Origin of the sequence: Tissierella sp., assembly GCF_031460495.1 — a bacterium.
Taxonomy (GTDB): Bacteria; Bacillota; Clostridia; order Tissierellales; family Tissierellaceae; genus JAVKTS01.
In genome coordinates this window covers 43,104-63,467 of record NZ_JAVKTS010000005.1, presented here as the reverse complement: position 1 = coordinate 63,467, position 20,364 = coordinate 43,104, and the positions used below count along the sequence as shown (strand labels likewise).

The 20,364-nt window shown below is 31.5% G+C and carries 17 protein-coding genes and 1 other annotated feature; of the genes, 2 read left to right on the top strand and 15 right to left on the bottom strand.

The features are described 5' to 3' along the window. Positions 1–80: 80 nt before the first annotated feature. Genes RIN63_RS12385 through RIN63_RS12375 form a run of 3 tightly spaced genes read right to left on the bottom strand, consistent with a single transcriptional unit; the run spans position 81 to position 3,184 of the window. Entirely contained in the window at positions 81–1,208 is a 1,128-nt protein-coding gene (locus tag RIN63_RS12385) for an ABC transporter permease (protein WP_310445049.1), read from the bottom strand. Further along, entirely contained in the window at positions 1,195–2,250 is a 1,056-nt protein-coding gene (locus RIN63_RS12380; protein WP_310445048.1) for an ABC transporter permease, read from the bottom strand. The genes RIN63_RS12385 and RIN63_RS12380 overlap by 14 nt, the downstream gene beginning before the upstream one ends. 1 nt (position 2,251) lies before the next feature. Beyond that, complete coding sequence (locus tag RIN63_RS12375; protein WP_310445047.1) at positions 2,252–3,184, bottom strand: ABC transporter ATP-binding protein; 933 nt, start codon at positions 3,182–3,184, stop codon at positions 2,252–2,254. Between the two features lie 194 nt (positions 3,185–3,378). On the opposite strand from RIN63_RS12375, the gene RIN63_RS12370 reads away from it, so the two are divergent. Together RIN63_RS12370 and RIN63_RS12365 are read left to right on the top strand one after the other, a co-directional pair. Beyond that, positions 3,379–4,422, top strand: a complete 1,044-nt coding sequence (locus RIN63_RS12370) for a histidine kinase (RefSeq protein WP_310445046.1) — start codon at positions 3,379–3,381, stop codon at positions 4,420–4,422. 5 nt (positions 4,423–4,427) lie between these two features. Then, positions 4,428–5,027 (top strand): response regulator transcription factor, encoded by a 600-nt coding sequence (locus RIN63_RS12365; RefSeq protein WP_310445045.1) that lies wholly within the window; start codon positions 4,428–4,430, stop codon positions 5,025–5,027. Positions 5,028–5,088: 61 nt separating this feature from the next. Here RIN63_RS12365 and RIN63_RS12360 read toward each other — a convergent pair whose 3' ends face one another. The 12 genes from RIN63_RS12360 to RIN63_RS12305 form a co-directional block, all read right to left on the bottom strand. Beyond that, on the bottom strand, positions 5,089–6,477 hold the full coding sequence (locus RIN63_RS12360; RefSeq protein WP_310445044.1) for a sodium:alanine symporter family protein: 1,389 nt from the start codon (positions 6,475–6,477) through the stop codon (positions 5,089–5,091). Positions 6,478–6,703: 226 nt separating this feature from the next. Then, complete coding sequence (locus RIN63_RS12355; protein ID WP_310445043.1) at positions 6,704–8,473, bottom strand: ABC transporter ATP-binding protein; 1,770 nt, start codon at positions 8,471–8,473, stop codon at positions 6,704–6,706. Between the two features lies 1 nt (position 8,474). Continuing rightward, complete coding sequence (locus RIN63_RS12350) at positions 8,475–10,265, bottom strand: ABC transporter ATP-binding protein (RefSeq protein ID WP_310445042.1); 1,791 nt, start codon at positions 10,263–10,265, stop codon at positions 8,475–8,477. A gap of 98 nt (positions 10,266–10,363) precedes the next feature. Beyond that, positions 10,364–10,765 (bottom strand): arsenate reductase ArsC, encoded by a 402-nt coding sequence (locus RIN63_RS12345; RefSeq protein WP_310445041.1) that lies wholly within the window; start codon positions 10,763–10,765, stop codon positions 10,364–10,366. A gap of 65 nt (positions 10,766–10,830) precedes the next feature. Continuing rightward, a complete protein-coding gene (arsB, locus tag RIN63_RS12340) occupies positions 10,831–11,886 on the bottom strand; it encodes an ACR3 family arsenite efflux transporter (protein WP_310445040.1) in 1,056 nt (351 codons plus the stop codon). A gap of 48 nt (positions 11,887–11,934) precedes the next feature. Then, a complete protein-coding gene (gene arsA / locus RIN63_RS12335) occupies positions 11,935–13,680 on the bottom strand; it encodes an arsenical pump-driving ATPase (protein ID WP_310445039.1) in 1,746 nt (581 codons plus the stop codon). A 15-nt stretch (positions 13,681–13,695) separates the two neighbouring features. Further along, complete coding sequence (gene arsD / locus RIN63_RS12330; protein ID WP_310445038.1) at positions 13,696–14,079, bottom strand: arsenite efflux transporter metallochaperone ArsD; 384 nt, start codon at positions 14,077–14,079, stop codon at positions 13,696–13,698. Between the two features lie 21 nt (positions 14,080–14,100). Continuing rightward, positions 14,101–14,421, bottom strand: a complete 321-nt coding sequence (locus RIN63_RS12325) for a metalloregulator ArsR/SmtB family transcription factor (protein WP_310445037.1) — start codon at positions 14,419–14,421, stop codon at positions 14,101–14,103. Positions 14,422–14,586: 165 nt separating this feature from the next. Continuing rightward, the gene (locus RIN63_RS12320; protein WP_310445036.1) at positions 14,587–15,777 is read right to left on the bottom strand and encodes a D-alanyl-D-alanine carboxypeptidase family protein; all 1,191 of its coding nucleotides are present in this window, start codon (positions 15,775–15,777) and stop codon (positions 14,587–14,589) included. A 249-nt stretch (positions 15,778–16,026) separates the two neighbouring features. Continuing rightward, positions 16,027–17,535 (bottom strand): M1 family metallopeptidase, encoded by a 1,509-nt coding sequence (locus tag RIN63_RS12315; protein ID WP_310445035.1) that lies wholly within the window; start codon positions 17,533–17,535, stop codon positions 16,027–16,029. Between the two features lie 85 nt (positions 17,536–17,620). Continuing rightward, positions 17,621–18,901, bottom strand: a complete 1,281-nt coding sequence (gene serS / locus RIN63_RS12310; protein ID WP_310445034.1) for a serine--tRNA ligase — start codon at positions 18,899–18,901, stop codon at positions 17,621–17,623. A 42-nt stretch (positions 18,902–18,943) separates the two neighbouring features. Beyond that, positions 18,944–19,108, bottom strand: a binding site (T-box leader). A gap of 211 nt (positions 19,109–19,319) precedes the next feature. After that, entirely contained in the window at positions 19,320–20,348 is a 1,029-nt protein-coding gene (locus tag RIN63_RS12305; RefSeq protein WP_310445033.1) for a PTS sugar transporter subunit IIC, read from the bottom strand. Positions 20,349–20,364: the final 16 nt, after the last annotated feature.

Below are 20,364 nucleotides of genomic sequence, written 5' to 3'. Positions count from 1 at the left end.
TGCCATTAAATGTCATCTTGATTATAACATATTAATAGAAAAAAATCTTAGACTTTGCTAAGATTTTATCTATCTTTTTATTAAACTTTTTGCCTCGCTTTAGAAAAATATAAGCCAATTAATAGGAAAGCCATGGCAAATAATAATTGAATAAAGAGTTCATATTTTACATCTACGAAAGAATTAATATTCGTCTCATTTATCCTTACAAAATAATATGTTGGAAAGAACTTAGCTATTGTAAGAACTTTTTCCCCTAAAAACTCCTGTGGAACCATTACTCCTGATATAAATGAAGTTCCAAGACCTAATACTGTACTCAAACCAGTTATAATGAATTTATCGCTTGTTATATTATTTATTAAGAAAGTAAGACATAGAATTGAGAGTGAAAAAACACCTAAATTTACTACATATTTCAAAAAATCTACTTCAGGAATATATTTTCCCTTTAGAGCAATGGATCCCAATATAAATATTAGTGTAATAAGACTTGCTATTGTTAACTGCCCTAGATACATTTCCTTATTAAACTTTAGAAATCTTATTGAAGATATTTTTCTTCGAGTATCAACATTCTTATCTGTGAATTCAGTCATTACAAGACCTATTACTGAAATATACAAGCCCATTGTTATATAAGCAGTGAAATTGAAATAAAACTTAAACCATGTATTTGCTTTTTGATTTACATCATTATTGTCAGTGTTCACCAATTCTACTTCTATACCTTCTTCTAATGCAATATTTACATTAGATAGATTATACTCACCATTTTCATAGCTTGCATTAGCAAAAGAAAGAAATTTGCTAATTTGATTTTCAATTTGATAAGATCCTATATTCCTATCATCTCTATATATTTTAATTGATTCTTCCTTATTTATTGCTTTTTCATAAAAATCTTCTGGAATAATAACTATGACATCTGCTATCTGTAAAAAAATCTGTTCTTTCATATATTTTTCATCTGATTTTGTGTCAATTATATTATTCTTTTTTCCGAGGTAATCTACTAATTCCTTAGACAATTCACTATCACTATTATTAACTATTGCAATATCTAACTTTGTTTCAGTAAAATCAGTTTCCCTCTGTGCACTGCTACTACCATTTAAAATTGATAAAATAAAGAAAATTATTATATAGGAAAGTATAATTCCTCTATTTTTTAATGCTACTTTAATAAAATACTTATATACTGTCATAGGTCTTCCTCCTTAAAAATATATAGGATAAAAGGATTAAAATTATGCAATAAGAAGATAAGGAAACTATTCCTTTCACTGCTCCATCAGTGTTTTGTAGTAGATTTATTCTATATAAATTATTAGTTATTATACTAATAGGATTTAATTCTGCAACTATCGGAAATTTTTCTTCTATTAATATCTTTATATCTGGTGACATCATTCCTGCTAAAAACGAAAGAAACAATGTAACAATAACCCCTAAAATCATCTTTACATTTGTGCTTTGCTTATTAGATGCGCCAACGAATATTCCGAGAGCTACTCCAAATAAGTTCCCAATTATTATAAAAATAGCACTATAGTTCATTTCTGTGAATAAATCAACTTTTAGAATATATTTTATAAAAATAAGCAATATTGCATTGGAAAGCATATTTATAATCAATGAGACTAGGACTCCTGCAAATAGAAAATCATTCTTTCTAAGAGGGGTAATGTTGATTCTCTTACCTACATTTGTTAAATTTGCTTGGATTAAGCTTACAGTTTCAATCCCAGAAAAAACTCCATAGGTGGAAACCATTGCAATCAATGTATAAAATATAATAATTATTGAATCAGCCTTTTGATTTTTATCTTCAACATAATCTACAGAAAAGTCAAAGTTCTCCATTGGAACATCTAATTTTCCCATCTGTTTTATTTGGTCAAGGATTTCCTTAACTATGGTTTGATTGATTCCCGATTTACTGACTAATAAATTTAGATCATTATCTATAAATCCTTGAATTTCTTCATTATCTAGTTTTTCTACTACATCGTCTTCAGAGACCTTATGAAGATTAATAAATTCAATTTCTTCCAATATAAATGATATAGGGTTTTCAGCTTTTATGCCTACATCTATTTTCTCTAGCTCTATGTTAATGATTCCATTAAATGCTGTATAGAAAAACACTGCCATTATCAATGGATAGAATAAACTCCAGAAAAGAAAACCCTTATCTCTAAATAAATTTTTCCCTTGATATATACAATTTCTAAATAACTTTTTCATATCAATCCCTAAGCTCCTTCCCTGTCAACTCTAAGAATACATCATTTAATGTAGGTAATTGACTATATAGCTTTGTATAGGTTAAATTGTTTTCTTTTATATAGTCCAATAGATTAGACAAATTATTTAGACCATTTTCAAACTTAATAATATAATCATCTTCTCTTTTTTCTATGTCTAATACATGAGGTAATTTGCTCATTTTTTGAATAGTTTCATCTTCTGTAGTCAAAAATCCAACTACTATTTTTTCAGTTGTAGCTATCATAGCTTTTAATTCCTCATTAGTTCCAGATACTAGGTTTTTCCCATTGTCCATAATGATAATTCTCTTACATAGCATTTCTGCTTCCTCTAGGTAATGAGTAGTATAAATAATTGTGCTACCTTCTTTATTTAACTTTTTTATTCCATCCAAAATAAAATTTCTACTTTGGGCATCTACTGCCACAGTAGGTTCATCAAGAAAAATCAACTTGGGTTTATGTGCTATACCACAAGCTATATTTAATCTTCTCTTTAGTCCTCCACTTAACTTTTTAGGAAAGAATTTAACATAATCCTTTAAACCTACAAAGTCTATTGCCTCTTCTACATATTGTTGTCTCAAGTTTTTGTCTTCTATATAAAGTCCACAAAAATAATCAATATTTTCCTTTACTGTAAGATTCTCAAACACTGAAACCTCTTGAGGTACTATACCTATTTGCTTCTTCAGGTCATAGGAGTTTGGTGTCATTTTCTTTCCAAATATCTCTATTTCACCCTTGTCAAAACTTAATAATGAAAGAATACAGTTTATTGCAGTAGTTTTACCACATCCATTAGGCCCTAATAGTCCCAATATCTCCCCCTCTTCAACTTCCATGTTGAAATGGTCAAGGGCTATTAACTCTTTATATCTTTTCACTAAATTATTTACCTTTACTACCATTGATATCACTCCTTATTTCATCTTACCTTAATTATATGAATTCAGAAGTCTTTATTCCAGTGTATAGAATCACAATATAGTATGACATTTGTCACATAAAAATTGTATTTTGTAATTAATATTAGTATAATTAGTTTAACATCACTATTTCCATATATTGTTTAATGCTAATCCTTAATCGGGGAGGGTTTTTCGTGAGAAGATTTATAGAAAAGTCATTTATTATCCTATTTTGCTTGTATAATACATATAAAATAAACCCTACAATGGATTTAGTTTTCTATTTCCTTACATCTCTAATTATTTCTCTATGCCTAGATTTACTTTCACACAAGAAAATAAGGCTAGTTATAAGTTTTGTATTTATAGCCCTATGTTTATATGATTCCTTATTCATCTATTACCTGCCTTTAATTCTATACAATATATATTTGGATTTTAATTTGTATACACTTTTTGCTATACCATTGATTCTAATTGAGTTTTCCATAATAAACATATTAGTCGCCATGATATCTCTTTACCTTTCTATTGTAAGGAAAAGATATAATGTGTTTTTAATTGAAAATAAAACAGTTAGAGATGAATTAAAAGAAGATGCTATTTATTTAAAAAAATACAATGAGCAATTGAAAATAGACAGAGAAAAAAATATCCATATTGCCATACTTACAGAAAGAAATAGAATTGCAAGGGAGCTTCACGATTCAATAGGCCATGCTATAAGTAGTAGTATTTTGCAAGTTGAAGCTCTAAAGATAATTTCTGATAGCAATGTGGGGGAAGGTTTGAATTTATTACAAAATACCTTGGACAATGGAATGAGTGATATAAGAAAAAGTATTCATAATTTATACAATGAATCCCTTGATTTGGAAAGCCGAATCGAAAGCCTCTGTGGTGAAATAAGCAATATTGATATAGAGCTTATTTATAAAATCGATGATGAATTACCTTATGATTTGAAATTTGATATTTTGTCTGTAGTCAGAGAAGCCATTACAAATTGTATTAAACATTCTAATGCAACAATCCTTAGAATATCATTGCTTAATCAGCCTAAGTTCTATTCCATCATAGTAAAGGATAATGGTAGTCAATTTGATAATACTGATGATGTTTTAGATAATGGAATAGGACTTCTTTCCATGAAAGAAATAGCTACTAAATATAATGGTTTTTTAAATTATGAATTTAATGATGGATTTAAGATACATATGACTTTAATGAAAGGGTGATATAAATGAAAGTTATAATTGTAGATGATGATTATTTAGTAGTAAATTCCTTAAAAACAATTGTAATCGCCAGCGGAATAGATGTCTTGGCTGTAGGTCATGATGGTAGGGAAGCAGTTCAGCTTTATAATGAATATAAACCAGATTTGATTTTGATGGACATAAGAATGGAGAAGATGAATGGAATAGAAGCAACTGAAGAAATATTAAAGATAGATCCTAATGCAAAAATACTATTAATCACTACCTTCCAAGATGATGAATATATTTCATCAGCCCTTTCCTTAGGCTGCAAAGGTTATATATTAAAACAAAATATTAGTGGTATCATCCCTGCAATTAATGCAGTTTATTCTGGAAATCTGGTATTCGATTCAAAAATTGTATCTAATATTCAGATACCTTCTAAGAAGAATCTACACTCTGATTTATCCGATAGAGAATTTGATATATTACTTTTAGTTGCAGAGGGTTTGAATAATAAGGAAATTGCTGAAAAACTTTATTTAAGTGAAGGAACAGTTAGAAACTATATTTCCAATATGCTTGAGAAACTGTCCCTAAGGGACAGGACACAGCTTGCAATATATTATTATAAGATATAGAAAAGACCAAAGTTAATCACTTTGGTCTTTTTGTACTAAAATTATATGATATGAAGTTATACTATTTCTTTTCGAAAGTATAATCAAAATGTAACTTCTCACCCTTAGCTATTTGATTATCATAGTCATCTAAAATTCCCTTAGCATGTTTGAATAGAAGGAATATACCAATTAAGTTAGGAATAACCATGAATCCATTGAACATATCTGCAACATTCCATACAAAATCTACTTTTTGGTAAGATCCTAATACGATAAATGCTAATACGATTAATTGATATACTTTGATTGAATTTTTTCCTTTAAATAAAAACCTAACATTACTCTCACCAAAATAATACCATCCTACAACTGTTGTAAAGGCAAAGAATGTTAGACAAACTGCCAAGAATTTTTGACCTACAGGACCAAAAGCAATATTAAATGCTTCTTGAGTTACTGCTACTCCTTCTAGCCCCAATGTATGAGCCCCTGTTACTAAAATAGCTACAGCTGTAGCTGTACATACTAACATAGTATCTATAAATACTGCTATCATAGCAGATAAACCTTGCTCTGCTGGGTGAGCCACATCTGCAACAGCATGGGAGTTTGGTGTGGAACCCATACCTGCTTCGTTTGAGAAAAGTCCTCTAGCAACTCCGTATCTAACTACCTGTCTAATAGTTGCTCCAGCTACTCCACCCATAATTGCTGAAGGATTAAATGCTCCTAGGAATATATCTCTTAATACAGACAATACACCTTCTCTAAATACTATTAATACTACAATTGTACCAAGTATATAAACTGCTGCCATTATAGGAACTACAAACTCTGCAAATGACGCAATTCTCTTCATTCCACCAACAAAGATTAGACCAGCAATAATAGCTAATACTACTCCAACTCCTAATTGAGGAATATTAAAAGCTCTACTCACTGCATCTGCAATTGAATTAGATTGAACCATATTTCCTATGAAACCTAATGCTAGAATAAGAGCTACAGCAAAGAATGCTGCTAATGTCTTAGAACCTAATCCATTCTTAATATAATACGCTGGTCCTCCTACTAGTTGCCCATCTGCATCTCTCTCACGATATTTCTGTGCAAGAGTCGCTTCAACAAATATTGTTGCCATTCCAAGGAATGCAGATACCCACATCCAGAAAATAGCTCCTGCCCCACCTAGTGTAATTGCAGTTGCTACCCCTGCTACGTTTCCAGTACCAATTTGAGCAGCTATTGATGTAGCTAGTGCTTGGAAAGATGACATACTTCCTTCTTTGCTCTCTTCTTTCTTGAATATTCCACCAAACACCTTTTTAGCTGCATAACCAAAGCGAGTGATTTGCGGAAATCCTAGTCGAAATGAAAAATAAATACCTACGCCAACGAGTCCAAAAACAAGAATATAATCCCATAAAATTGCATTTGTTGCGGTTACAAAATTCTCTATTATAGACATTTTTTATACACTCCCTTCTTAGTATTTGATATCATTATATCAATATTTGTCGTTTTCGTCTAGTAACTTTCTGAATGTTTTTGAGCATTTTGTAGTTTTTTGAATATTTTGATGAGTGATTTTGAGTATTTATGTATGTTTTCACGGATTATACATGGTAATAATTGTTAAATGGCTATCAATCAACAAATCCAGTCTTAACTAAGACTGGACTTATTAGTTTATCCTATATATATTGACGAGCTTGTATCTTATACATATTTGCATAGAGTCCGTCTTCATTTATTAATTGATTGTGATCCCCTTCTTCTATTATTTTCCCTTTGTCTAGCACTATTATTCTATCTGCTATTCTTGTGCTGGAAAGTCTATGGGAAATGAACAAAGAAGTCTTTCCCTTTGTAAGTTTTATTAGGTTTTCAAATACTTCTTCTTCACTTTTTGGATCTAATGCTGCTGTAGGCTCATCAAGGATTATAATATGTCCCTCCTTAGCCAATGCTCTTGAAATAGCTATTTTTTGTTCCTGTCCACCTGATGGTAGCAAGCCATTTTTATCATAAATTTTAGTTATATAGCTTTTTAGTCCACTACTTTGATTTTTCAACCATTGCTTTATACCTGTTTCTTCTAACTTTTCCCATGCTATTTTTACATCAGATTCGTTTATCTCATCATCTTTTTTACACATTATATTTTCACAAACCTGAACTGGTATTAGCTTAAAATCTTGAAATACTACACCTAAAAACTTTCTATATTGGTCTGTAGGAAATTCTTCAATATCTATTCCATTTATATAGATTTTCCCTTCTTGTGGCTTGTATAATCTGCAGATAAGTTTTATGATAGTGGTTTTTCCTGCTCCATTTTTTCCTACTATAGCTAATGTTTCCTTTGGGCTTACTTTAAAACTTAGATTTTCAAACACATAATCTTCTCTATTTGGATATTTAAAACTTACATTTTTAAACTCTATAGTAATAGACTCACCTACATGTTTTTCTTCTAAGTCATTATTGTCTACTTCTTCTAATGCTAGAAATTCATAATATGGCTCAATATTATAGCCTAGAGTTATGAGTGAAGTATATGCTTCTATCAAATTTTTAAAAGAATTACCCAGTTGATTTGCTGCACCATATAACATTGTAAAGGAACCTACTGTAATTTTCTTTCCCACTAAACTTATAGACAATAAGATAAATGTTATTATTATTTGAACCTGTACTATAGCCTGTGCTATACCAGAAAAAAATCCATGTTTATTCATGTATGCAAAGTTTATTTTTAATATTCCATCCATAACTTCCTTGGCTTTATATAAGAGAAATTTATTTGCCTTATATAATCTTATATCCTTTGCAAATCTAAAGTCGTTTGCTATATTTGCAAAATATCCATACTTTCTATTTAATGGAGCATTTCTCTTTTCAAAATCGATGTCCAATTCTTTTATTTTATTAAAACAGAGTATGGTCAATATATTAGATATAATAATTACTAGAATTAAACGCCAATCATTTGATACCAATATTCCAATTGTACTGATAATGGTTATAATGGAAGCTATTGTCATACTTATGCTTTCTATAAAACTTTGTATATTATATGACCCATATCTTGCCCTTTCAAAAAGATCTAATGTGCTTTTTCTCTCCATTACCTGTATATCTATCTTACTTGCCTTTACTCCAATTCTTCTAGATACATCATAATAGATTGAGCTAGAATATATCTCTAATTGATGCTTTGATATACTTATTATTATTTTAAATATAAGGTTTCCTAAAGCAAGTATAATTATATATTTTCCAACTACATCTATTCTCTTAGCATTTATCAATTCATCCAATATATATTTTGGTATTATTATATTTATAAGAGGATGTAATCCTTCAAATATAGCTTTTACTACAGTTAGTGGAAACATAAATTTATAATCCTTTGAAACATCCTTTAGAAAAAGTGGCAATAATTTAAACTTACTTTTCATATTATATAGCCTCCATTTCATCAATGTTTTTATAGTATTTACTTTGGATATTAAATATTTTGTTGTATTCTCCACCTAGGTCCATAAGCTCATCATGGGTTCCTATTTCTAATATTTTCCCATCTTTTATATAAGCTACTCTATCACAAAATTTTGTACTGGCTAATCTATGAGAGATATATATACTTGTTTTTCCTTTACTTAGTATATTATATTTTTCATATAGCTCTGCTTCAGCGAGAGGATCCAATGCAGATGTAGGCTCATCTAGCATTAAAAGCCTATTTCTTTTATATATAGCTCTGGCTAAGTACAATTTCTGTCTTTGACCTCCAGATAAATCTATACCCTCGTCATCTAATGTCCTTAAAAGTATAGTATCTACTCCATTTTGCATCTTTGAAACTATATGATTTAAGTCTGCATCATTTATGGATTTCATCAACTTTTCTTTGTCTATATCTTTAGTTAATCCAATATTCTCTTTTATTGAAAATGGCAATAACAAAGCATCTTGAAAAACTACTCCCACTAAATCCCAATATATAAACTCTGGTATTTCATTTATGTCTACTCCATTTATGTATATATTTCCTGATGTAGGTTTATATAGTTTGCATAGTATTTTTATCAATGTACTTTTCCCAGCTCCATTTTCTCCAACTAAAGCTAATTTTTCTCCAGAATTTATAGTTAGATTTAATTTATCTAATATATTCTCATTTGAATTTGGATAGCTAAATACTAGATCTTTTATTTCTATTGTAAGTGATTCTTTGTCTACCTTTTCTCTTATTTGAATATCATCTTTGTCCTCAACTATAGTTGGAGATTCCAATAATTCCATATATGCTTTTACACCTTTTGTATATACAAAGATCTCCGCCATTTGCTTTAGCATTTCTTGTAGTATAGTAACTAAAGATATAGTTCCTGTTGTATAAAGAAAAAACTTAGAAACTTCTATTTTACCTTCTAAAAGCATATAGGAAATATATGTAAATATAGTTAAATCTCTTATTATATTTAAAAAAGCTTCTATGATCTCAGCTTTAGTATATTTTTTCTCTGATTTTGAAATTATGTTTTTCAAGACTTCCAAATTCTCTCTGGCATAAGTCTCCATAATATCTATTAGAGAGTATATTCTAATATCCTTAGCATAGTCTGGCTCTTTCATTAAATCTGTAGTTTTAAAATATTTCCGTTCTGCATCTGATACACTGTCTCTGCTATTACGATTAAACCTATCTGCCTCTATTCTAAAATAAAATTGAGCCATTACCAATATAAATATCAACAACATAATCCAAGGAGAAAGTGTTGACATCAATCCTAAAAGTCCTAGAGAAGCTAATATATTTCCAATCAATCTTAAGGAAATATTTAGTATTCCCATGATACCTCTCCTAGGGCTTCTTATGGCTTCTTCTGCCAACTGTATTTTTGATAAGTGATTAGGATCTAGGAGATTTTCATATGGCATAGCTAAGGAGTATGCAGATAAATCTCGTATTAAATGATATCTTACACTATTTGCCCTCATTCTAAAGTTACCTATAAAAAAAGATAAAATAATTACTGAAATAATAGAAACTATTCCCCCGGCTAAAATATAAAACAAGATACTCTTCATATCTCCACTATCTGATAATGATATAACTTTAGTAGGTACAAGTATCCATATAAATGGCTGTATTGTGGCTAATAAGGTATATGAAATCATAATAGGTATCATAGCCTTATCATATTGGAATATTTTTTTCAATAAAAACTTGGTTATTATTAACATAAAATCCCCCCTTGAAATTTTATATTTTATCACAATATTCTAAATTAATCTACTAGTTTTTAGTATGAATAGAAAAAAGTGAGCAATTTGCTCACTTCTTACAATTCACCATCTTTTACTCTTTTAATTAACTCCTCAACCTTGTCCTTAATCAAATCCCTAGTCTCCCTATATCCTTCAATAGGTCCACCTGAAGGATCCTCTAGACCCCAATCTTCACTATGACTGTTTGGTATAAAGGGACAGACTACATTACAACCCATAGTTATAAGATAATCCACTTCTTCAGGTATATCAGACAATAACTTAGGATAATGACCACTCATATTAACTCCTGCTTCTTCCATTACTTCTACTGCTAATGGCTTTACTTCAGGGTACTCTTCTGTTCCTGCAGAATAAACTTCTAATACATCACTAGCTAATTTCCTTGCCCATCCCTCTGCCATTTGCGAGCGACAGGAGTTGTGAACACATATAAAAGCAACTTTCTTTTTCATTTGGCATTCCTCCTATAAATACGGGAGGTCAAAGACCTCCCCTACTTGAACTGTTTTAGAAATTATCATGAAGAAGTTGGGAACCAATGCTTAGAATTATTGGCTATCTTCACAAGAAATAGCATTAATGGCACTTCAGTCAAAACTCCCACAGTCGTTGCAAGTGCAGCTGGAGAATCCATCCCAAATAATGCTATAGCAACTGCAACTGCTAGTTCAAAGAAATTTGAGGCGCCTATCATGCCTGCTGGTGCTGCTATATCAAAAGGTAATTTTAACCATCTAGCTGCTCCATAGGCTATAAAGAAAATTAAAAATGTCTGAATAGTAAGTGGAACGGCTATAAGCAGAATGTGTAAAGGATTATTCAATATTGTTTCACCTTGGAATGAAAACAGAAGTACAAGCATTAGTAATAAGCCTACAGTTGTGGCACCATCAAATTTAGGTAAAAATTCATTTTCAAAATAATTTAGCCCTTTTTTCTCTATCATTTTTACTCTAGTTATTATACCACCAGCTAAAGGAATTACTACAAAAAGAACAACAGATAATATTAGCGTATCCCATGGCACTACTACATTACTAACTCCTAGTAACAATTTTACTATTGGAATAAATGCAACTAATATTATTAAATTATTAGTTGCTACTTGAACAACTGTATAAGCTGGGCTACCTTTAGTTAATGTAGACCATACAAATACCATTGCTGTACAAGGTGCAGCTCCTAGTAAAACTGCCCCTGCTAGATATTCTGTCGCAAGTTCAGGTGTTATAAAATTTTTAAAAACTATGAAAAAGAAAAATGAAGATATAGCATACATAGTAAAAGGCTTTATAAGCCAGTTTGTTATCCAAGTTACATATAAACCTTTTGGATTTTTCCCTACATTTTTTACACTTTGAAAATCGACTTTCATCATCATTGGATAAATCATTATCCATATGAGTATAGCTGTTGGAATTGAAATATTTGCATATTCAAATCTACCAAAAAAGTCAGGTATTGCAGGTAAGTATCTACCAATTAGCACACCACCTATCATACTAAGGGCAACCCATATTGTTAAATATCTTTGAAAAAAGTTTATTCCTGAAGGTAATTTCTCCTTTGACATAAATATATCCGCCTTTCATTTACGGGAGAGCATAGCTCTCCCTTACTATTATAATAATTTACTTAGATTTTCACCTTTTAGTTCTTCTGAGGTCCACTTAATTAAGGCTAAATTTCCATTTGAAACCTTATTTATTTCATTTATCCATTGTACTTCGTTGGATGCCTTAGCCCTCAATATTGCATTAGTAGTATCGGTAGCATAAAAACTAGAATTGATTATCCACCATTTACTATTTATACCAGCCCTATCTAAATCCTCCTGTAGCCTCTTAGCTTCAAAATAAGGAGTTGCTTCTGCTAAAGTAATTATCAATACCTCTGTGTGCTTTTCATCCTTAAGCTTAGGTAATAGCTCTTTCACTGACTCAGGAATATCTCCTTGTGTACGGGCTATTTCCTTATTATAGCTTTGGGTGGACTCTAACAATAATAGGGTGTGCCCTGTAGGCGCAGTATCTATAACAACAATCTCATCTTTAGAACGCTGAACTATTTCAGCAAAAGCTCTAAATACTGCTATTTCTTGTGTACATGGACTTCTTAAGTCCTCTTCTATATAATCGATGTCTTCCTGAGATACATTTGATTCTTTTGCTTTACCTATTACCTCTTCCCTATATCTTTCTAATTCTTTCTTTTCATCAATTCTGCTCAAAGTAATACCAAAACTTTCATCTATTACAAAGCCTATATGTGCTGCTGGGTCAGTAGTGGTTAAGTGGACCTTTTTACCTCTTTTAGCCAATTCCATAGCAATAGTTGCTGCAATGGTGGTTTTGCCTACTCCACCTTTACCCATAGTAAATATTACCTTTTTATCTGAATTATATAGATCATCAACTACCTTATTTAAGCTTGGAATTTGATCTAAATCTAATTTATCATCTGCATACTTTAGTTCTCCACTATTAAAAAAGGCTCTAATATTTTCAATACCTGAAATATTATATGGTCTTAGTGGTATTTCAAATATATCAAGTTCCTTAAGAGCATTAGGTATATCTTTCAAGATTTCCTGTTGTTTATTAAATATTTCATTGGACAGTTCATCATCATGTTCTTGCAATACTCCGTTTACTATCAATGATTGATTTTTTACACCTATCTCTTGCAACTCCTGTGAAGCTCTTGCAGCCTCTTTTAAAGCTGATTCTTCTGGTCTAGAAATCAGTATCAATGTAGTTTTTTCCTTATCTGCTAGGTTTTCTACTGCATTTTTATATATATCTTTTTTCTCTTCTAGTCCAGCTAATTGGCCAAGACATGATGCACCATGGGTGCTTTCACTAATAAAATTAGTCCAAGCTGATGGTAATTGAAGCATTCTTAATGTATGGCCTGTTGGTGCAGTATCAAATACTATGTGATCATATTTCTCAGCAGCCTTCTTATCTGTGATGAATCCTGAAAATTCATTAAAAGCAGCTATCTCAACAGTACATGAGCCAGAAAGCTGTTCCTCCATATTTTCAATCACTACATCTGGTAACTTACCTCTATATGGTCCTACAACACTTTCTTTGTATTCTTCTGCAGCAGCTTCAGGTTCAAAATTTGCTACTGTAAGATTTGGCACTTCTTTAATCTTAATTCCCTTATTATCTAATTCTGTTTCAAATACATCCTGTAAATTTGAAGCTGGATCTGTACTCACTAGCATGATTTTCTTACCACTATCAGCTAAAGAAACTGCTATGGCACAAGCTGTAGATGTCTTTCCTACTCCACCTTTGCCAGTGAAAAACAAATATTTAGTTAAATCTATATCACTTATATTAAAGTTTTTAAACATATTCTTCCTCCTTATTTAACAACAACCCTCTCCGCCACAGCAATCACTTTTTTTCTTTTCTTTTCTAGCCTGTAATTCTGACATGGTGTACTCCTTTGGTATATCAAGAAAGTTTACAAATTCTTCATTAGTAGGATATTCTTTAGTCTTCACTATCTCACCATCAACTATTGTAATAGGAAGAATATCTACACCACTATCTAATAGCAATTTATTAACCTTTGTGTTATCAACATACGCCTTAGGGTCACTTGTTAGATTATGTCTTTGTACCGTTATCCCTTTCTTTTCTAATCTACTTAAGAGTGTAGCAACTCTTAATAGATTTTTATCTACACCAGGGCCACAAACTCCTGTAGGACAGCACATAGCTGGATCAAATATCTCCATTTTCTTCATTTAAATCTCTCCTTTTTATTATTAACAACCACTCTTCTTAACTACTTTGCATACACATTCCTCTGATTCATTGAACACTCCTTTTAATATCTCAATCAGATCATTGCATTTATCTACATCCAATGAATAATAACTCCAAAGTCCATCCTTTCTCACATTAACAAGACTAGCATCTGCTAATACCTTCATATGGTGGGAAAGAGTAGGCTGAGTAAAATCAAAATGATCTAATATATCACAGGCACACAACTCACCACAAGATAATATGTCGATTATCTTAAGTCTCTTTGAATCCGATATCACCTTAAGTATCTTGGCACTTTCTTCATAATTTAATTTCATGTTTATCCTCCTTACATAGATGTATATCTATCTACTTATTAATATAGACCATTATCTATGTATTGTCAATAGGTATTTTGCAACATACATAAAGATTATCCCCCATTGAATTCTATTGATATAGTTAATGAAAAAACCAAGAGGATTGCTTGAAATCCTCTTGGTCTATAAATATTTATCTAAAAGTTCGCTAATCTTATTACCTAATTCCTGGAAGAACCTTCCTAGAAGTACATACCATTTGGCTTTATTTACATCTTCTTTGATTAAAATATTAGTCTCAAAAATTACTTCCCCATCCTTTTCAATTACTGCCTTGCCAATATTTGAATTTCTATGTAGGGGTAATTTCAAATCTTCATCTATATCTACATGAAGCTTTATGTTTTCATCACTTTTAGTTAATTTAGAAAAATGTTTTTCAGGAAAAGCATTTACTTCTGTGATATCTCCCTTTGAAAAATACAAAGTCTCTACAGCTAGTTCTTCATCTAAAAATATCTTATTTGAGTAATTGTCTATACCATACTGTACGAGAAACTGGCTCATTTCATTTCTTTCTTCTATATCCTCTGCACCCATTACAATGGAAATTAGCCTAAGATCTGTTGTTTTTGTAGCTCTACCCTTTATATTAAATGTCGATACATGGCAATACCCTGCTTTGTTGGTAAAGCCTGTTTTCAGTCCATCTACTTCTTCTATTTTTATCAGTAATGGATTGGTATTTCTCTGAAAATAATCTCTACTAGCTATGCCTATTGCCTTTATCTTAGTTGTTTCCAGGATGTTAGGATATTTGTCTATTATATACTTAGACAAGAGAAATATTTCTCTAGTTGTCATTTTGTTTTGCACATCTTTTCCTACTACTGGAAGTCCTGTAGAATTATAAAACATTGAATTTACAAGCCCAAGCTCTTTTGCCTTTTCATTCATAAGCTTTACAAAGTTCTCCTCTGTTTTTGCTATATGTTTTGACAGCGCATATGTAGCATCATTGGCAGAGACTACAATAGATGCTTCTAATAGCTCTTTTACTGTAAACTCTTCTCCTAGCTTTAGCTTGAGGCTAGAGCCATTTATTTTAGTTGTATCCTTATCTATGATTATTTTATCATCTATGGAAACATTTCCCTTAGTTACCTCATCCATGATTACCAAATAGGACATTAATTTTGATATACTGGCTGTTTCAACGATTTCATCTATATTATATTCCTCTAATACTTCACCTGATTGAAAATCAGCTAAAATATAGGATCTTAAGTTTTCCTCCATACCTATATCTCCATATGCTGCGGAGCTAGTTATAATCATCATCAGTGCTAAAAATATACTTAGTAGTCTTTTCACTTTTATCCCCCCACTATATTGTAACAAATTCTTAAGTAAATTTATATAATGTATTAGGTATTCCATAAATTTAAAAAATATTCCTAAAAAATTTAAGGAGGATTAGAAAATGAATGAGCGTAGAGATAATTGTGACCAAATAGATTCCAGCTTACTGTTTTTCTTCTTGTTGTTAGTCATTCTATTCACTAATGGTGGTTTTGGAAGATAAATATAGCAGAGAACGAATAGTTCTCTGCTTGTTTATTTCTACTGATTTCCATTTAAATACTCTTTAACCAATGGTTCAAAGGAAGTTTTAGTTATTTCTTCACATATCCTGATTAAATCTTCAGTTTTTGCAATTTGGAATTTATATTTATCATAGTAAGTTCTAAGAATCTCATATAATTTATCCTTTCCAAAATCTTCATTTATCTTATGAAAAAACATTGCTCCTCTAGTATATACTAAGACGCCATAATCATTCCATCCTTCAAATTCTGATAAAGGCTTATTGACTATTTCATTTTCTCCAAGGTAACTAGATCCATATTCATAGCCTAATTTAATATTCTGATTGTAATAATCTTTCCCTTCCTTGCTGCCCTTCGTTTCACTAGTATATACTACCTCTGAATAAGTTGTTAATCCTTCATCTAGCCAAGCCTCATCAATTTCGTCATTCCCTACTACTCCATACCACCATTGATGCGCCGTTTCATGGACTATAATTTTTTCTAGTACATCTCCTAGATAACTTTGTGAGTAGTCATTTGATATAAATACTATACTTGGATACTCCATACCTGAAGGAAATTCTGTAATTACTATGGAATATTGATCATAGGGGTATTTCCCAAATACTTTATTGAATGTTTTAATGGATTTAACTCCAGCATCTAAACTTCTCTCTATTAAATCAGAATCATCATTGATAGAATAAAGCTTGATTACAGTATCATCTACTATTTCTTCTTTAACTATAAAATCTTTGCTAGCAGCCCATGCAAAATCCCTCAGTAGGGCTCCTTCTATATTATATCTTGTTTTATCTCCATCTTCTTCCTCTGATAAAATATTTCCGCTTGATGCTAGAACAATATCTTTAGGAGTAATTATAGTTACTTCATAATTTGATACCTCACTATAGAAAGGGTCTCCCAGCTTATAATAGGGATCTGTGTTCCAACCATCTTCATCATATACGCAAGCTATTGGATACCAATTTCCACCGTTGATGCCATTTTCATGATATCCAAATCTATCCTTTGTAGTAGGTAGTTTTACTGTATATTCCAGATATAAATTTGCAACTTCTCCTTCTTTAAGGGGTTCGTCAAGTCTTATATGTAATATTGTTTCCTTTTCTCCTTCTACATTCCATTCTAGATTATCATCATCAGACAATACCTTGTGTATGTCTATATATCCAGGAACATAGGATGATACTTGCATATTTTCTCCTGTATTAAACAATACTGGAGCATTGTCTAAAGATTTAAATGCATTTGGATAAATATGAAAATATACTTCCTCTAAATCCATATCTGTATTATTAGCATAAGATACATATTGTTTTCCTGTATAGGTCATATCATCTGTATTCAATTCTACTTCTATCTTGTATTGATGTAACTTACGATCTTTTGGAATAAACTCTGTGTTCTTAAGGTTTTTAGCTACAATTGTATCAGCATTAAGTGGTTCCCTCTTTTGACATCCCGTTAAAGATATAGCAATGACAAGTAATAATATTAAAAATAATTTGCTTTTCATGGCTTCCCTCCTAACTTTTTAAAAGGAGCGAGAAATCTCGCTCCTTCTTAATTATTCCCTATGGGCTCTTGTCTATTCATTGATTTTATTCCTTATTAACTATCTTCTCTATTCCTCCCATATAAGGGACTAAAACTTCTGGAATAATAACTGAACCGTCTTCCTGCTGGTAGTTTTCTAATATTGCAGCTGCTGTTCTTCCTACTGCAAGACCAGAACCATTTAAGGTATGAACAAATTCTACCTTTCCTGTAGCCTCTCTTCTGAATCTGATATTGGCTCTTCTTGCTTGGAAATCCTCAAAATTACTACAGCTTGAAATTTCCACATATCTACCATAAGATGGCATCCAAACCTCTATATCATAGGTCTTTGCTGATGAAAAACCTAAATCCCCACTACAAAGTGCAACTACTCTATAAGGCAATCTTAGTCTTTTAAGTACTTCCTCAGCATTTAAAGTTAGTTTTTCTAATTCATCATATGAATTATCTGGATGTACAAATTTCACCAGTTCCACCTTATCAAATTGATGATTCCTTATGAGACCTCTCGTATCTCTACCTGCTGAACCGGCTTCTTGTCTAAAGCATGGTGTATAAGCCGTATAATATATTGGTAAATCCGCCTCATTTAATATATCATCCCTTAATAGGTTTGTTAGTGGAACTTCTGCAGTTGGTATAAGAAAATAGTCTTTGCTCGGTAAATAAAACATATCATCCTCAAATTTTGGTAGTTGTCCTGTACCAATCATACTATCTCTGTTTACCATAAATGGAGTAGCCATTTCTGTATAACCATGTTCCTCAGTGTGTAAATTTAACATAAATTGAGTAATGGCTCTTTCAAGCCTTGCACCGAGGCCTCTAAATACGGTAAATCTTGCTCCTGTTATCTTTGTAGCAGCTTCGAAATCTAAAATATTCAAATCTGTACCTATATCCCAATGAGCCTTAGGTTCAAATTCAAAGTTCCTTGCTTCTTCAAACTTTCTTATTTCAATATTGTCTGTATCATCCTTACCTACTACTACATCTTCATTTGGAGTATTGGGAATCTCAAGCAATGTTCTCTTTAGTTCTTCATCCAATTCTTTTACCTCTACATCTAGTTCCTTTACCTTATCTGATAAAGTTTTCATCTCCAAAAATATATGGGAAGCATCTTTACCTTCTTTCTTTAGCTTTGGAACTTCCTTTGATACGGAGTTTTGTCTTGCTTTCATCTGCTCTACTTCTGTAAGGATTGCTCTTCTCTTCTCATCTATTTCAAGTACTCTTTCAATAGGGAAGCTTCCTTTCCTTTTTTCTAAAGCTTTTATGATTTCATCTGGGTTTGATCTAATTCTCTTAATATCTAACATATTTATACCTCCTTAAAAATAATTAAACTCTCGTCCCATAATAGTAGGGACGAGAGTTACTCCCGCGTTGCCACCCTAGTTAGCCAAAAGGCTCACTCGAAGTTCATTAGCTCTGGGATGGATTCAATATTTCACTTTGTCAATTTTCACCAGCCATTGACTCTCTAAAAAAGCTAGATATTTACTGTTTCCCTTCTTTGCTAATATTTAATTAAAGATATTATAGCATATTAACATTACTTGTCAAGGATAAAATGAAATATCCATTAAAAAACCTAAAATTTTAAGCTTTCCAATGGATACTTTCATCTTCTGTACATTAAATTATTTATCTTTTGTATGAGGAGGTTTGTCTCCTATTCCTTATATACCCCCCAATAGTATGTTAAAACATTAACTTTCGATTTTTTTAAAAAATTTATAATTTCATATCTCCCGATTTAATAAATCCTTTATTCCTCATCCATTCTGATACTCCAAGAGATAGAATTGCAGGTAATACGAAATGCATCATAAGTATCAGAATAAAAGTCTTAGGTGTAGCTCCCATAGCATCTATTGTAGCAAATTGACCTACTAATCCACTGGTTCCCATTCCAGCTCCAATCTTGGTGCCTTCCATTTTCAGTACAAAGGTAGATATAGGACCTAATATAGCAGAAGAAACTATGGCTGGCATCCAAATCAAAGGATTTTTTACTATATTTCCAACCTGAAGCATAGATGTGCCTAATCCTTGTGCAATAAGTCCACCAAATCCATTCTCTCTATAAGAAGCTACTGCAAATCCAATCATATTTGCTGCACATCCAACAGTACTTGCACCTGCTGCAAGACCTGATAAGCCAAGGGATATTGCCAAAGCTGCAGAACTTATTGGAAGGGTCAATACTATCCCCATAACTACAGATACTATTATTCCCATAGGTATTGGATGCATTACTGTTGCTGTATTTATTATATTACCAAAGAAATTCATTACAACAGTCATATATGGTGCAATATATTGGCCTACATAGCCTCCTGCAATAATTGTAACTAGTGGTACTAGAACTATGTCTACTTTAGTTTTTCCACTAATTAGCTTTGAAATTTCCGCTCCTACAAGTGCTGCAATAAAGGCACCTACAGGTTCCCCAGTATTTATTATGGCTGTAGCTCCATCAAAGGTAATACTACCTGCACCTATTGTTCCAACTACTACTGATGCAAATATACCCAAGGGAGGCGCTCCAACAGAATATCCAACTCCAGCCCCTATTGCTGGTCCCATTAGCTTTTGTGCCATGGATCCAAAGGTGATGAGCTGCCCAATATTAAACAACTCCCCTATTTGTTTAATTATAAGTCCAATAAGTAAAGATGAAAAAAGCCCCCATGCCATTCCATTTAGTACTTTAACAATATAATCCCTTATACCACCTTTTGACTTTGCTATTTTAAACACCCCTTTGCTTAATGTA